This is a genomic window from Cereibacter sediminicola (assembly GCF_007668225.1).
Taxonomy (GTDB): domain Bacteria; phylum Pseudomonadota; class Alphaproteobacteria; order Rhodobacterales; family Rhodobacteraceae; genus Cereibacter_A; species Cereibacter_A azotoformans.
This window is the reverse complement of record NZ_VDEK01000006.1, coordinates 13,963-28,796: the sequence shown is the minus strand read 5'-3', so window position 1 is coordinate 28,796 and position 14,834 is coordinate 13,963. Positions and strand designations below refer to the sequence as shown.

General features: G+C 66.7%; 16 protein-coding genes. 11 read left to right on the top strand and 5 right to left on the bottom strand.

Annotated features, from left to right (window positions below; all coding sequences use genetic code 11):
* Nucleotides 1–3: 3 nt before the first annotated feature.
* From FG154_RS06190 to ribD, 3 genes are all read left to right on the top strand, one after another.
* Complete coding sequence (locus FG154_RS06190; protein ID WP_145105445.1) at nucleotides 4–384, top strand: hypothetical protein; 381 nt, start codon at nucleotides 4–6, stop codon at nucleotides 382–384.
* A gap of 271 nt (nucleotides 385–655) precedes the next feature.
* On the top strand, nucleotides 656–1,123 hold the full coding sequence (gene nrdR, locus FG154_RS06185; RefSeq protein ID WP_011907893.1) for a transcriptional regulator NrdR: 468 nt from the start codon (nucleotides 656–658) through the stop codon (nucleotides 1,121–1,123).
* A gap of 14 nt (nucleotides 1,124–1,137) precedes the next feature.
* Entirely contained in the window at nucleotides 1,138–2,208 is a 1,071-nt protein-coding gene (gene ribD, locus FG154_RS06180) for a bifunctional diaminohydroxyphosphoribosylaminopyrimidine deaminase/5-amino-6-(5-phosphoribosylamino)uracil reductase RibD (RefSeq protein WP_145105762.1), read from the top strand.
* 36 nt (nucleotides 2,209–2,244) lie between these two features.
* On the opposite strand, the gene FG154_RS06175 is transcribed toward ribD, so the two are convergent.
* A complete protein-coding gene (locus FG154_RS06175; protein WP_011907895.1) occupies nucleotides 2,245–2,673 on the bottom strand; it encodes a VOC family protein in 429 nt (142 codons plus the stop codon).
* 205 nt (nucleotides 2,674–2,878) lie between these two features.
* Here FG154_RS06175 and thyA point away from each other — a divergent pair, with 205 nt between their 5' ends.
* From thyA to FG154_RS06155, 4 genes are all read left to right on the top strand, one after another.
* Nucleotides 2,879–3,775 carry a thymidylate synthase gene (gene thyA, locus FG154_RS06170; RefSeq protein ID WP_145105442.1) on the top strand — a complete coding sequence of 299 codons (897 nt, stop codon included), beginning with the start codon at nucleotides 2,879–2,881 and terminating at the stop codon, nucleotides 3,773–3,775.
* On the top strand, nucleotides 3,775–4,254 hold the full coding sequence (locus FG154_RS06165; RefSeq protein WP_145105439.1) for a dihydrofolate reductase: 480 nt from the start codon (nucleotides 3,775–3,777) through the stop codon (nucleotides 4,252–4,254). Before thyA ends, FG154_RS06165 begins: the two co-directional genes overlap by 1 nt.
* Nucleotides 4,255–4,291: 37 nt before the next feature.
* Nucleotides 4,292–4,696 (top strand): DUF2177 family protein, encoded by a 405-nt coding sequence (locus FG154_RS06160; protein WP_145105437.1) that lies wholly within the window; start codon nucleotides 4,292–4,294, stop codon nucleotides 4,694–4,696.
* A gap of 65 nt (nucleotides 4,697–4,761) precedes the next feature.
* Nucleotides 4,762–5,088, top strand: a complete 327-nt coding sequence (locus FG154_RS06155) for an arsenate reductase family protein (protein WP_145105434.1) — start codon at nucleotides 4,762–4,764, stop codon at nucleotides 5,086–5,088.
* 55 nt (nucleotides 5,089–5,143) lie between these two features.
* Here FG154_RS06155 and FG154_RS06150 read toward each other — a convergent pair whose 3' ends face one another.
* Together FG154_RS06150 and thrS are read right to left on the bottom strand one after the other, a co-directional pair.
* On the bottom strand, nucleotides 5,144–5,350 hold the full coding sequence (locus FG154_RS06150; protein WP_002720550.1) for a cold-shock protein: 207 nt from the start codon (nucleotides 5,348–5,350) through the stop codon (nucleotides 5,144–5,146).
* A gap of 485 nt (nucleotides 5,351–5,835) precedes the next feature.
* Nucleotides 5,836–7,776, bottom strand: coding sequence for a threonine--tRNA ligase (gene thrS, locus FG154_RS06145; protein ID WP_145105431.1), 1,941 nt, complete (start codon nucleotides 7,774–7,776; stop codon nucleotides 5,836–5,838).
* A gap of 158 nt (nucleotides 7,777–7,934) precedes the next feature.
* Here thrS and FG154_RS06140 point away from each other — a divergent pair, with 158 nt between their 5' ends.
* Nucleotides 7,935–8,681, top strand: coding sequence for an alpha/beta hydrolase (locus FG154_RS06140; RefSeq protein WP_145105426.1), 747 nt, complete (start codon nucleotides 7,935–7,937; stop codon nucleotides 8,679–8,681).
* Between the two features lie 51 nt (nucleotides 8,682–8,732).
* On the opposite strand, the gene phaZ is transcribed toward FG154_RS06140, so the two are convergent.
* Entirely contained in the window at nucleotides 8,733–10,004 is a 1,272-nt protein-coding gene (gene phaZ, locus FG154_RS06135; protein WP_145105423.1) for a polyhydroxyalkanoate depolymerase, read from the bottom strand.
* Between the two features lie 101 nt (nucleotides 10,005–10,105).
* On the opposite strand from phaZ, the gene FG154_RS06130 reads away from it, so the two are divergent.
* The 3 genes from FG154_RS06130 (at nucleotide 10,106) to phaR (ending at nucleotide 13,196) form a co-directional block, all read left to right on the top strand.
* A complete protein-coding gene (locus tag FG154_RS06130; protein WP_145105420.1) occupies nucleotides 10,106–11,911 on the top strand; it encodes a PHA/PHB synthase family protein in 1,806 nt (601 codons plus the stop codon).
* 154 nt (nucleotides 11,912–12,065) lie between these two features.
* A complete protein-coding gene (locus FG154_RS06125) occupies nucleotides 12,066–12,515 on the top strand; it encodes a Phasin (protein ID WP_145105417.1) in 450 nt (149 codons plus the stop codon).
* 126 nt (nucleotides 12,516–12,641) lie between these two features.
* Nucleotides 12,642–13,196, top strand: coding sequence for a polyhydroxyalkanoate synthesis repressor PhaR (gene phaR, locus FG154_RS06120; RefSeq protein WP_145105414.1), 555 nt, complete (start codon nucleotides 12,642–12,644; stop codon nucleotides 13,194–13,196).
* A 54-nt stretch (nucleotides 13,197–13,250) separates the two neighbouring features.
* Here phaR and FG154_RS06115 read toward each other — a convergent pair whose 3' ends face one another.
* On the bottom strand, nucleotides 13,251–14,618 hold the full coding sequence (locus FG154_RS06115) for an aminotransferase (RefSeq protein ID WP_145105411.1): 1,368 nt from the start codon (nucleotides 14,616–14,618) through the stop codon (nucleotides 13,251–13,253).
* Nucleotides 14,619–14,834 lie beyond the last annotated feature (216 nt).

Genomic DNA, 14,834 nt, shown 5'->3' with positions numbered 1-14,834 from the left:
TCCATGATCCGTCATCTCGTGATTGCCTCTGTCGCCACGCTGGCCCTTGCGGGGCCCGCGGCAGCCTACATCGCGCAGAACGGCCTGCAGGTCCGGGCCGAAAGCGGCGGCAGCTTTCTGGTTGTGGGCAGTCCGGGGCAGGGGCCCGGTGACAGCTGGTGCGCGGCGGGGGATTATGTGATGGCGATGGGCCTTGCGCCGACCACCCGGATCTGGCGCCTGTCCGAGCCGCCGCGGCGGCAGGGCGAAGGCGTGCGCTTTGGCCTGTCGCCCGAGGGTGCGGCCAGCAAGACCGGCCTCTTCATCCTGGGCTCCGAGGATGCCTCGCTGAGCGCGATCCACGCCCGCACCCTCTGCCGGAAGGACCCGCCGATCAACGATTGATCGCCTTTCGACAGGAAGGTTGAAGGGCCGGCCGATGTGCCGGCCCGTTTTCATTTCGGATGGCGCGCCGGGCACGGGCGCCGGCAAGCCCGTGCGGCGCGCGGGCCCTGAGTCTCCTGCGCCACAGCGTGCGTCCCTCATCTGGGGGTTTGAGATTTCCGCTGTGCAACCCCTCGGCCTCTGGCTATGGTCTTGTGGATAACGAGAGGGGCACCCCCCGGATCTGATCTCCGGGGCCTGCGCCCCCGACCTGAGGCATGAGGGAGAGGCGATGCGCTGCCCGTTCTGCGGAAACATCGACACGCAAGTGAAAGACAGCCGCCCGGCCGAGGATCATGTCTCGATCCGCCGCCGCCGCTTCTGCCCGGCCTGCGGCGGCCGGTTCACGACCTACGAGCGGGTGCAGCTGCGCGATCTCGTCGTGATCAAATCCTCGGGCAAGCGCGAGGATTTCGACCGCACCAAGCTGGAACGTTCGATCCGCATCGCGATGCAGAAGCGCCCGATCGAGCCCGAGCGGATCGACCAGATGATCTCGGGCATCGTGCGGCGGCTGGAGAGCCTGGGCGACACCGACATCCCCTCGAAGGTGATCGGCGAGATCGTGATGGAGAGCCTCGCGCGGATCGACACGGTCGCCTACGTGCGGTTTGCGAGCGTCTACAAGAACTTCCAGGCGGCGGACGATTTCGACAAGTTCGTGTCCGAGCTGCGCCCCACCGCCCCCGCGGAAGAGTGACCGACGTCGACCACATGGCCCATGCGCTGCGGCTGGGCGCGCGCGGACTTGGGCGGACCTGGCCCAACCCGGCGGTGGGCTGCGTGATCGTGAAGGCGGGGCGCGTCGTGGGCCGCGGCTGGACCCGTCCCGGCGGGCGTCCCCACGCCGAGCCTGTGGCGCTGGCCGAGGCCGGGGCCGCGGCGCTGGGGGCCACGGCCTATGTCACGCTCGAGCCCTGCGCGCATCATGGGCGGACGCCGCCCTGCGCCGAGGCGCTTGTCGCCGCCGGGGTCGCCCGCGTGGTGACGGCCACCGGCGATCCCGATCCGCGCGTCGCGGGCCGCGGGCACGCCCTGCTGCGGGCGGCCGGCATTGCCGTGACCGAAGGTGTTCTCGAGGCGGAGGCGCGCGCGGCCAACGCTGGGTTCCTGAAGCGCGTGACCCTTGGGCTGCCCTTCGTCACGCTGAAGCTGGCGGCGAGCGTCGATGGGCGCATCGCCACCGCCTCGGGCGAGAGCCGCTGGATCACGGGCGCGCAGGCGCGGCGGGCGGTTCACGCGATGCGGATGCGGCATGATGCGGTGATGGTGGGCGTGGGAACGGCGCTGGCCGACGACCCGGACCTGTCCGTGCGGGACCTGGGCGCGGCGCACCAGCCGGTGCGGATCGTGGTGGACAGCCTCCTGCGCCATTCCTGCGACAGCCGCCTGGGGCGGACCGCGCGGCATGTGCCGGTCTGGCTCTGCCACGGGCCGGATGCGCCCGAAGCCGCGCGGGCCGGCTGGCGGGAGGCGGGTGCGCTCCTGCTCGAATGCGAGGCGGGGCCGGATGGGCTCGATCCGGTCGCGGTGATGCGGCGCCTGGCATCCGAAGGGCTGACGCGCATCTTCTGCGAAGGGGGCGCGCGGCTCGGCGCGGCCCTGGTGCGGGCCGGCCTCTGCGACGAGCTTGTGTCCTTTACGGCCGGCAAGCTGATCGGCGAGGAGGGGCGTGGCGCGATGGGGCCCTTGCGGCTGGCGCAACTTGCCGAGGCGCCGGCCTTCCGGCTGGCCTCGGTCGAGACGGTGGGGGTGGATCTGCTGGCGCGCTGGCGGCCGCTCTGAGGACTGCCCGAGGGGCAGTCCCCGACGGCGCAGGCCTTACCAGTGGCCGGTGTTCGGCATCGAGGCCCAAGGCTCGGCCGGGGGCAGCGCGTCGCCCATCTGCAGCAACTCGATCGAGATGTTGTCAGGGCTGCGGACAAAGGCCATGTGGCCGTCGCGCGGGGGGCGGTTGATCGTGACGCCCGCCGCCTGCAGCCGGGCGCACATGTCGTAGATATCCTCGACCGCATAGGCGAGATGGCCGAAATGGCGGCTGTCGGAGGGCAGACCCTCGTCGCCGTCCCAGTTGTAGGTGAGTTCGACCGGGCATTCGGGCTGACCGGGCGGCGCCATGAAGACCAGGGTGAAGCGGCCCTTCTCACTTTCGGTGCGGCGGGTTTCCTCGAGCCCGAGAAGGCGGAAGAACTCCATGCTCTTCTCGAGGTCGAGGACGCGGACCATGGTGTGGAGATATTTGACCTGCATGTGGTTCCCTTTCATGTTTTGGGGCAGGCTAGCCAGATTGCGGCGGGAAGGAAACCGTGGGCAGGAGGCAGGTGCGATGGTCGGCCGGTAAACTGACTGGCATGGCGGTCGGCGGTCTGGTAGCAACCGCCGGGGGCTCTGCCCCCGGACCCCCGGGATATTTTCGCAGAGTGAAGATGGCAGGGGCGTGACAGGGAGGACCGGCGTGGCGCATCCGGAGCAGCAGTATCTCGATCTTCTGGCGCAGGTGCTTGCGCGCGGCGACCGGCGGGTGGACCGGACCGGGGTGGGCACGCTGTCGCTGTTCGGTGCCATGCTGCGGTTCGACCTGTCGGAGGGCGCGGCGCCGATCCTGACCACGAAGAAGGTGTACTGGAAGACCGCGGTGAAGGAGATGCTGTGGTTTCTCACCGGCGGCACCAACATCCGGCCGCTGCTGCAACACAATGTGCGGATCTGGACCGACTGGCCGCTGGCCTCCTATCGGCGTGCGACGGGCGAGGAGATTGGCCAGGCCGAGTTCGAGGCCCGGATCGTCGCGGATGACGGGTTTGCCGACCGCTGGGGCGAGCTTGGGCCGGTCTATGGCAAGCAGTGGCGGCGCTGGCTCGGGCCGGACGGGCGCGAGCATGACCAGATCGCGGGACTGATCGAGACGCTGCGGACCAATCCCGCAAGTCGGCGGATGCTGTTCCACGCCTGGAATGTGGCCGAGGTGGGGCAGATGGCGCTGCCGCCCTGTCACATGGTCTATCAGTATCACGTCACCTCGGACGGGCGGCTGAATGCGCTGCTCTACCAGCGGTCGGTCGATCTGCTCCTGGGGGCGCCGTTCAATTTCGTGGGCGCGGCGGCGCTGCAGCTGATGATCGCGCAGCAGGCGGACCTGGTGCCCGGAGAGCTGGTCTGGGTCGGGGGCGACACGCATCTTTATCTGAACCATCTCGAGCAGGCGCGCGAGCAGATCTCGAGGGCGCCGCGGGACTGGCCGCGGATGCGGCTGGTTCGTCGGGCGGAGAGCATCGACGACTATCGGATCGAGGATTTCGCGGTGGAGGGCTACGAGCCCCATCCGGCGATTGCGGCGGAGGTGGCGGTCTGATGCTGACGCTGGTGGTGGCGCGCGCGAAGGGCGGCGCGATCGGCAAGGACGGCACGATCCCCTGGCACGCGCCGGAGGATCTGGCCTTTTTCCAGCGTGAGACGCTGGGCGGCGCCCTCATCATGGGGCGGCGCACCTGGGAGAGCCTGCCGAAGAGACCGCTGCCACGGCGGCTGAACATCGTGGTCACCTCGCGGAGGCTGGAGGGCGAGGCTTTGTTCACCTCGCTCGATGCGGCGGTTCCGGCGGCGCGGGCGGCGGGCCATGCGCGGATCTATTCGATCGGCGGGGCGGGGATCTTCTCGGCTCACCTGCCGATCGCCGACCGCCTGCTCGTGACCGAGGTCGATCTGGAGGTCGCGGGGGCGGACACGTTCTTCCCCGAGTTCGACCCGTCGGAGTGGGTCTGCGCCGCCCGGATCGAACTGCGCGCCGCGCCGCCTGCCTGCGTGCTTTACGAATACCTGCGGCGGCGGTGATACTGGGCGGGTTCACCGCCCGGACAGGAGCCGCCGCATGAGTCTCGCCATCCTTGCCATCGTCACCGGCCTCGTCTTCCTCGGGCTCGACGCGCTGATGCTGTCGCGCGTGATGAAGCCGCTGTTTCAGGCCCACATCGGCCCCCTTATGCTGGACAGCCCGCGGATGCTGCCGGCGGCGATCTTCTATGTCGGCTATGTCGCCGGGCTGATCTGGCTCGTGTCCTGGCCCGCGCTGCGCGAGGGGTCGGCGATGCAGGCACTCATTGCGGGGGCGGTGCTCGGGGCGGTGGCCTATGGCACCTACGAGTTCACCAGCTATACGATTCTGCGCGACTGGCACCCGACGATGGTGGCGGTGGATCTGGCCTGGGGCGCCATCCTCACCGGCGTGTCGGCCGGCGTGGGCGTTGCGGTCACACGTTGGATCGCTCCGATCTGAGGGTGCTTGCGCAGCCGCGGAAATCCGGCATCACTGGGGCCGCACATCGCGAGCACGGGCACTCCATGATCCTCTACGGCATTTCCACCTGCGACACCTGCAAGAAGGCGCTGAAGGCGCTGGAGGCAGCGGGACACAGCATCGAATTTCGGGACGTCCGGGCCAGGCCCCTGAGCGAGAGCGAGATCTCGGAACTGGTGACGGAGTTCGGCGACGCGATCGTGAACCGGCAGTCAACCACCTGGCGGGGACTCTCGGACTGGCTGAAGGCTTCGGAACCCGAGGCCCAGATTGCCGCTCAGCCGACGCTCATGAAGCGGCCGGTGATCCGCACCGAGGAGGGGCTGTTTCTGGGGTGGGACGCGGGGGTGCAGCGGCGGCTTCTCGGATGAGAACAGCCCACGGGTCGGCAGGCTGTCTCTGTAGTCTCAGGCGCGTTCTCTGGCGTTACAGCAGCCGCAGGTCGCCCGCAGAGGAGCGGCCATCGCGGCCGGACTGCAGCTCGTAACCGATCTTCTGGTTGTCGCTGAGGCCCTTGAGGCCGGCACGTTCCACCGCCGAGATGTGGACGAATACGTCCTTGCCGCCATCATCCGGCGCAATGAAGCCAAAGCCCTTGGTACTGTTGAACCATTTCACGGTGCCGGTCGGCATTCCGTCTCTCCCTTCGTCAGCCTTCACCCGGGCGACATTGCCGCGGGCCGTGCATCCAGGTCCTCCGCATACACCCTGGAAACAGGAAAGCGTCAGAACGTCTGTTGTCACGTGCGAAAGGATGCCAAAGCGCCAACGAAAATCAAGCAACAAAGGAAAAGACGTGCGCAACAGGCATTTGCCCGGCCTGCGGGCAAATGCTGTTCGGGCGTGTTCGCTGGCGGGTCTGGCTTGCGTGGGTGGGATTAGAACGCATTTTCCGCCGGGATGCGCGCGGCGAACTGCCGCGCCGCGAGGGATCCAGGCCGTTAACCTTTTGAAAAGCCATGACCTTGCGGAAAGCCGCAATGCCCGCGCCCGTGCGCGCCGTGGGGCGCGGGAACCGGCGGCTCTCGGCCCGCCTGTTCCTGGCGCGCTGCCGGCCCCATCCCAAGGTCGAATGGAGCCGGCAGAGGATAAGCGGGATCATGCCGAGCGGCAGAGAATCAGCCCGGAATGCGCGCATCCGCGGCGAGCATTTCGACCACCTGATCGAGCGGCGCCGACTCTGTCCGCGTCTCGCCGAGGCGGCGGACCGAGACCGTCCGGCCCTCGACCTCCTGCATCCCGATGGCGAGGATCACCGGCACCTTGCCCACCGAATGCTCGCGCACCTTGTAGTTGATCTTCTCGTTTCGAATATCCGCCTCGGCGCGCACGCCGCGCGCGCGCAGCGCCGCCACCACCTCGGCGACGTATTCGTCGGCGTCCGAGACGATCGAGGCCACCACCACCTGCCGCGGCGCCAGCCAGAACGGCAGCTTGCCGGCGTAGTTCTCGATCAGGATGCCGATGAACCGCTCGAACGACCCGAGGATCGCGCGGTGCAGCATGTAGGGCCGGTGCTTGGCGCCATCCTCGCCGATGTACTCGGCGCCGAGGCGGGTAGGCAGGTTCGGGTCGACCTGGAAGGTGCCGCATTGCCACTTGCGCCCGATCGCGTCGGTCAGCTTGAAGTCGAGCTTCGGCCCGTAGAAGGCGCCCTCGCCGGGGTCGATCTCATAGGCGCAGCCCACCTTCCTGATCGCGTTTTCCAGCGCGGTCTCGACCTTGTCCCAGGCCTCGTCCGAGCCGATGCGGACCTCGGGGCGGGTGGACAGCTTGATCTCGAAACTGTCGAAGCCGAGATCCTTGTAGACGCTCGAGAGCAATTCGATGAAGGCCGCGCATTCGCCTTCGATCTGGTCCTCGGTGCAGAAGATGTGGGCGTCGTCCTGCACGAAGCCGCGCACTCGCATGAGCCCGTGCATCGAGCCCGAGGACTCGTAGCGGTGGCACGAGCCGAACTCGGCGAGCCTCAGCGGCAGGTCGCGGTAGGACTTCAGGCCCTGGTTGTAGACCTGCACATGGCAGGGGCAGTTCATCGGCTTCAGCGCGTTGATGCGCTTTTCCTTGGCATGTTCCTCCTCGACCTCGACGAGGAACATGTTTTCCTTGTAGGCCTCCCAGTGGCCCGAGGCTTCCCAGAGCTTGCGGTCCACCACCTGCGGGGTGCGGATCTCTTTATACCCCGCCTGCCGCAGCCGGCCGCGCATGTAATCTTCCAGCGTGCGGTAGATCTGCCAGCCGTTCGGGTGCCAGAACACCATACCGGGGGCTTCTTCCTGAAGATGGAACAGCTCCATCTCCTTTCCCAGCTTGCGGTGGTCGCGCTTGGCGGCTTCCTCCAGCATGTGGAGGTAGGCCTTCAGCTCGTCGCGGGTCTTGAAGGCCACGCCGTAGATGCGCTGGAGTTGCTTGTTGGCGCTGTCCCCGCGCCAGTAGGCGCCGGCCACCGACATCAGCTTGAAGGCGTCGGCGGGCACCTGACCCGTGTGCTGGAGATGCGGGCCGCGGCAGAGATCCTGCCAGCCGCCATGCCAGTACATGCGAATCGACTGATCCTCGGGGATGGCCTGCACCAGCTCGACCTTGAAGGGCTCGCCGCGGCCCTCGTAGTAGGCTATGGCGCGGGCGCGGTCCCAGGTCTCGGTCCTGACCGCGTCGCGGGCGTTGATGATCTCCTTCATCCGCTTTTCGATCGCGCCGAGATCCTCGGGCGTGAAGGTTTCGGCGCGGTCGAAGTCGTAGTACCAGCCGTTCGCGACGACCGGGCCGATGGTGACCTTCACGTCGGGCCACAGCTCCTGCACGGCGCGGGCCATGATGTGGGCGAGGTCGTGACGGACCAGTTCCAGCGCCTGCGCCTCGTCGGCCATGGTGTGGATCGCGATCTTCGCATCCGCCTCGATGGGCCATTGCAGGTCGTAATGCTTGCCATCGACGCTGGCCGAGATCGCCTTCTTCCCGAGGCTGGTCGAGATCGAGGCCGCCACTTCGGCAGGGGTGATGCCGGCGGGAAACTCGCGTGCGTTGCCGTCGGGAAATGTGAGGGAAATCTGGGCCATGTCTGGCTCTCCTCGTCGGTTTGGCGCCTACGATTGCGCCCGGTTGCGGGTTATGGTCGCCCGCTTCTGCGCCGCACGTCGGGGAAAGTCAACGCACCATGCCCAAGGTGGCCTGCGGCGGCGGGCTTTGCTAAGGCTGGGCGCAAAGGAGGTGCCCCATGCCAGACCCGAGCTTTCTCGTGACACCCGAACACCGCCGCATCGCCTATCGTCTGGCCGACGGAGAAGGGCCGGCGGTGGTCTTCTGCGGCGGCTTCAAGTCGGACATGGAGGGGACGAAGGCACTGCATCTGCAACGCTGGGCCGAGCAGACAGGCAGGGCCTTTCTGCGCTTCGACTATTCCGGCCACGGATCCTCGGAGGGCGCCTTCCTCGAAGGCGCCATCGGCGACTGGTTCGAGGATGCCTGCGCCGCCTGCGGCCTGCTGGCCGGGCCGCTCGTTCTGGTGGGCTCGTCGATGGGCGGGTGGATCTCGCTCCTCCTCGCGCGGGCGATGCCGGAGCGGATCGCAGGGCTCGTCGGTATCGCCGCAGCCCCCGATTTCACCGAGGACAGCATGTGGGCAGGCTTCTCCGAGGCGCAGCGCGAGGCGTTGCAGCGCGACGGGCAGGTGACGTTGCCGTCGGACTACTCCGATGAGCCCTACATCATCACGCGCCGCCTGATCGAGGAGGGGCGCGGGCGCCTCGTGCTGCGCGATCCGCTCGACCTGCCGTTCCCGGTGCGGCTGCTGCAGGGCACCGCGGACACGGATGTTCCGCCCTCGGTCGCGCTGCGGCTGCTGGATCATGCGACGGGGCCGGACATCCGCCTCACGCTGGTGAAGGGGGCGGACCACCGCTTCTCGACGCCCGAATGCCTGACGATGATCGAGGACGCGGTGGAGCAGGTTCTCGGCCGGTGATCCGGGCCGGGGCAAGTGAAAAGGGCGCCCGGCGGGGCGCCCTGATCTCGGTCAGCCCGCCACGGCGGCGGGGACGATCTTGGGCTTCGGCTTGGGGACGTTCGCGTCGATGAAGCGCAGCACCAGCGGGCGGATGTTGAGCCGCCAGCTCTTGCCCGCGAAGATGCCGTAGTGACCGGCGTCGGGCTCGAGGTGGCTCGCCTTCTTCGAGTCCGGCAGACCCGTCAGCAGGTTCAGCGCGGCGACGCACTGGCCGGGGGCCGAGATGTCGTCCTTCTCGCCCTCGACCGTCTTCACCGCCACATCGGTGATCGCGCCGATATCCACCCGCTTGCCCGCGACGGTGAACTCGTTCTTCGCAATCTCGCGGTTCTTGAACACCCGCTCGACGGTCGAGAGGTAGAACTCGGCCGTCATGTCCATCACGGCGAGGTATTCGTCGTAGAAGCGGTTGTGCGCGTCATGGTCCGACGCCTGCCCGCGCGCCACGCGCACGATCTGCTCCTGAAACGCCTTGGAGTGGCGCTCCATGTTCATCGAGATGAAGCTCTGAAGCTGGAGGAGGCCCGGATAGACCAGCCGCCCGGCGCCCATGTACTTGAAGCCGACGCGCTGGATGGCGAGTTGCTCGAGCTGGCCCATCGTGACGCGGCGGCCGAAATCCGTCACTTCGGTCGCGGCCGCATCCGGGTCGATCGGGCCACCGATCAGCGTGAGGGTCCGCGGTTGCGCCGCCGGATCCTCGCCCGCCAGATAGGCCGTTGCGGCCAGCACGAGCGGCGCCGGCTGGCAGATGGCGATCACGTTGGTGTCCGGGCCGAGGGCGCGCATGAACTCGACGACATAGAGGGTGTAATCCTCGACGTCGAACTTGCCGCAGGAGACGGGAATGTCCCGCGCGTTGTGCCAGTCCGTCACATAGACGTCGCAGTCCGGCAGCAGACTGAGCACGGTCGAGCGCAGGAGCGTCGCATAGTGGCCCGACATGGGGGCCACCAGCAGCACCTTGCGGGCCATCGGCGGGCGCCTCCGCACGAAGAACTGGATGAGGTTGCCGAAAGGCTTTTCCACGATGGTCTTGACATCGACCAGATGGTCCTGCCCGTCCTCGCCCACGATCGAGCGGATGCCCCAGTCGGGCTTGGCGACCATCCGGGCGAAGCTGCGCTCGGTGACCTCTCCCCATGCGGCGGTCAGCGCCAGCATGGGATTCATCGAAAGGGCAAAGAGTGGATAGGAGGCCATGGCCCTTGCGGTCGCGCCCAACCACTCGTTGGTGTTGCGCGCACTCTCCATGACGTCATAGGTTGTCATATATTTCATTCGGTATCCCTGCCCGGTGGAGGCGCTGTGATCCTGCAGTTCTCCCCCCAGAGGCAGGCACACTATGCTGCATGGCAGCAAATGAGGGGGGAAAAGTCAATATGGCAACCGAAGAGCAGGCCCCGGGTTCCGTCCGCGACGCGCAGCTCGAGCGTCTGAACGCCAACCTGGCGCGCATCGACGAGTTGTCGAAGCGGCTCACGGCGGCGCTCACCCGGCGCAAACTGTCCGACCCGGCGCTTCATGGCCCTTCCAGCGACGTGTTCCTCAAGGCGATGACCGCCTACATGGCCGAGATGATGCAGAATCCGGCCAAGATTCTCGAGCATCAGATCAGTTTCTGGGGCAAGAGCCTGAAGCACTACGTCGAGGCGCAGCAGCAACTGGTCAAGGGCGAGCTGAAGCCGCCGCCGGACACGACGCCGAAGGACCGGCGCTTCTCGAATCCGCTCTGGCAGACGCATCCGTTCTTCAACTACCTCAAGCAGCAGTATCTGATGAACGCCGAGGCGGTGCAGCAGGCCGTGGACGCGCTCGAGCAGATCGAGCCTGCCGACAAGAAGCGGGTCGAGTATTTCTCGCGCCAGATCGTCGATCTCTTCTCGCCCACCAACTTCTTCGGCACGAACCCCGACGCGCTCGAACGCGCCATCGCGACGGATGGCGAGAGCCTCGTGCAGGGGCTCGAGAATCTGGTGCGCGACATCGAGGCGAACAACGGCGACCTGCTGGTGACGCTGGCCGACCGCGAGGCGTTCCACGTCGGCCACAACCTCGCCACGACGGACGGCGCGGTGGTCTATCGCAACCGCATGTTCGAACTGATCCAGTATCGCCCGACGACCGAGACGGTCCACGAGACGCCGCTGCTGATCTTTCCGCCGTGGATCAACAAGTTCTACATCCTCGATCTCAAGCCGCAGAACTCGCTGCTGAAATGGCTGGTGGACCAGGGCTTCACGGTCTTCGTCGTCTCCTGGGTGAACCCCGGCAAGGGCTATGCCGGCGTCGGCATGGATGACTACATCCGCGAGGGCTACATGCGCGCCATGGCCGAGGTGCGCTCGATCACCCGGCAGAAGCAGATCAATGCGGTGGGCTACTGCATCGCCGGCACCACGCTCACGCTGACGCTCGCGCATCTGGAGAAGGCCGGCGACACGACCGTGCGCTCGGCCACCTTCTTTACCACGCTCACCGACTTCTCGGATCCGGGCGAGGTGGGTGTGTTCCTGAACGACGATTTCGTGGACGGGATCGAGCGGCAGGTCGCGGTGGACGGCATCCTCGACAAGACCTTCATGTCGCGCACCTTCAGCTACCTGCGCTCGAACGACCTGATCTACCAGCCCGCCATCAAGAGCTACATGATGGGCGAGGCGCCGCCCGCCTTCGACCTGCTCTACTGGAACGGCGACGGCACGAACCTGCCCGCCCAGATGGCGGTGGAATATCTGCGCGGTCTTTGCCAGCAGGACCGGCTCGCCAAGGGGAGCTTCCCGGTGCTCAGTTCGCCTGTGGGGCTTGCCGACGTGACCATCCCGGTCTGCGCCATCGCCTGCGAGACCGATCATATCGCGCCCTGGAAGAGCAGCTTCAACGGCTTCCGGCAGTTCGGCTCCGACGACAAGACCTTCATCCTGTCGCAGTCCGGCCATGTGGCCGGGATCGTGAACCCGCCCAGCCGCAACAAGTATGGCCACTACGTCAGTCCCGCGCCCCTGACCACCGCCGACGCCTTCCGGGAGTCGGCCGAGTTCCACGAAGGCTCGTGGTGGCCGCGGTGGGGCGCCTGGCTGGCCGAACGTTCGGGCAAGCGGATCAAGGCGCGCCAGCCGGGTGATTCGAAGCATCCCGAGCTTGCTCCGGCGCCCGGCACCTATGTCGTGACCCAGCCCGAGGCCTGATGACGGAGAACAGCCTGCCGCAGGGTAAGGACTTTCCCGCCATCCGGCCAAAAAATGCTGCATCGCAGAAATCCTGCTTGATTTGCTGCGGCGCAGCATTTATATCCTTGTCACAGGACAACCGGGCATGAGCCCGCTCGCAGGAGACAAGGCAATGACCAAGACCCCCGACTTCACCAAAGTGATGCAGGACATGATGGCGGCTTTCCCGGTCGATGCGTCGGCCATGCAGAACGCGTTCAAGACCCAGGCCGCGATGGCCGAGAAGATGTCGAAGGTGACCCTCGAGGCCGCCGAGAAATCGACCGAGATCACCGCGAAATGGGCCAAGGACACGATCGCCAAGTTCGGCGACCTGGCCAAGGCCAAGTCCGAACCCACCGAATACACCAAGGCTGCGACGGACTTTGCGTCGGCCGCCGCCGAGATGGCCGCCGAAAACCTCGCCGCCTTCGCCGAAGTGGCCAAGAAGGTGCAGATGGAAACGGTCGAGCTGATGCTGGCCGCTGGCAAGGACATGCAGGACGACGCGACCGCGGCGGTCAAGAAGGCGACCGTCGATGTGACCTCGGCTGCCAAGAAGTCCACCGCACCGGCGAAGTGAGCCGGCGCGCATCCACCCAGTCCTCCCAAGGCGGATGCGCGGGGGGCGGGCCAAAAGCCCGCCCTTTCCTTTTTTCCAGGCCTGCCCTAGTCTTCTCTGCAGCCGCACAAAAAGACAGGGTTGGGTATGGCCGAGACCGACAAGCCGTTGCTGATCAAGCGCTACGCCAGTCGGCGCCTCTACAATACCGAGACCAGCGATTACGTCACGCTCGAGGATATCGCCGGGTTCATCCGGGCGGGGCGCGACGTTCAGATCATCGACCTGAAGTCCGGGGACGACCTGACCCGGCAATATCTCCTCCAGATCATCGCCGAGCATGAGTCGAAGGGCGACAATGTCCTGCCTCTCGCGGTCCTGACCGACCTCGTCCGCAGCTACACGACCGAGGTGCAGTCGGTCGTGCCGCAGTTCCTGGCGGCCTCGTTCGAGATGCTGCGCTCGGGCCAGACCAAGATGATGGAGAATTTCAGCCAGATCTCGGGGCCGATGGCGGGGATGCCGGGGTTCGATGCGATGCGCAAGCAGCAGGAAGCCTTCATCAAGGCGATGATGGCCCTGCCAGGCTGGACGGCCCCCGTGTCCCCCAAGGAAGAGACGCCCGAGCCGGGCAGTGCCGAAGAGCTGGCCCAGATCCGCAAGCAGCTTGCCGAGCTGCAGAAGAAGCTCTCGAAACTCTGACGGCATGAAAGTGGCGAGCTCCGCAGGCGACTGCGGAGCCCCGATTCACAAGGGTCAGGCGACCTCGGCGAAGACCTTTTTCAGCGCCGCACCCAGCTTGTCGAACATCTCGTCCATCTGCGCCTCCGTCATGATGAAGGGCGGGCAGAGCACGATCGACTGACCAAGCGGCCGACAGATCAGCCCGTGATCGGTGCAGGTGTTGGCGATCCGCTCCGACACCGAGAGGTCGCCGGGGAAGGGGGTCTTGGTGGCCTTGTCCTTCACCGCCTCAAGCGCCCCCATCAGGCCCTTGCCGCGCCACTCGCCGATGTTCGGATGCTCGGCCAGATGGGCCAGGCCCGCCTCGAACTTCGGCGTCAGCCGCTTCACGTTCTCCGCCAGCCCCTCGTTCATCACCACGTCGATGGCCTTGAGCGCGATGGCGCAGCCCACCGGATGGCCCGAAGCGGTGAAGCCGTGCGGGAACTCCTCGACCGCCTCGGCGGCGGCCTGCACACGATCCGACAGCTCAGGCCCGAGGATCACCGCGCCCATCGGGAAGAAGCCCGCGGTGATGTTCTTCGAGCTGATGATCGCATCCGGCACGAAGTCGTAGGTCTGGCAACCCCAGGTGTTGCCCGTCCGTCCGAAGCCGCAGATCACCTCGTCCGCGATCAACGGAATGCCGTAGCGTTTCAGGACCGGCTGGATGGCCTGGAAATACCCCTCCGACGGCGGGATCACCCCGCCGGCGCCCATCACGGGCTCGGCAAAGAAGCCCGCGATCGTGTCCGGCCCCTCCTTGATGATCGTGGCCTCAAGCTCGCGCGCGAGACGCTGGGTGAAGGTGGCCTCGCTCTCCCCCTCCTGGCCAAAGCGCCAGTAATGCGGGCAGCCCACATGGATGAAGCCCGGCAGCGGCAGACCGAACAGGCTGTTGTAGGGCTTGCCCGTCATCGAGGCCGAAACGGCGGTGACGCCGTGATAGCTGTTCACGCGGGTGATGATCTTGCGCCGCTCGGGATGCCCTTCGGCCGCCCCGAGGAACCACAGGATCTTGACCATCGTGTCGTTCGCCTCGGAGCCCGAGTTGGTGTAGAACACCCGTCCGCGGTCGAAGGGCGAGACCTCCACAAGCTTCTCCGACAGCATCACCGTCTGGTCCGACATCCGCCCGAAGAAGGCGTGGTAGCCCGGAAAGCGGTCATACTGCGCCTTGGCGGCCTCGATCAGACCCGGATGGTCAAACCCGGCCACCATGTTCCACAGCCCCGAATTGGCATCCAGATAGGCGCGCCCGTGAACGTCGTGGACGTAGGGCCCCGTGCCATGTGTCAGCACCACAGCGCCGCGCCGATGCACCGAGGGCAGGTCGGTGAAACCGTAAAGGGAGAAGGCGTCGGCCCGCGACTCCCAGGAATTCGGCGCATCGTCACGCATGATCGGCTCCTCGCATTGGGTCAGGCGACAGGCTAGCGAGGCACCGACAGAGGTTCAACACCCGCAGCCGATCCTTCGACACACCGCGCCGCGGCCCGGAGATCCTTGCGCCCCGGCCCCATTGCGCAGGATCTTTGCCCGGCGTCCACCACCCGCCGCCCGTCCCGCACCGCCCGAACCACGTGCCCTTTCATTCTCGCCCAAATATCCTCGGGG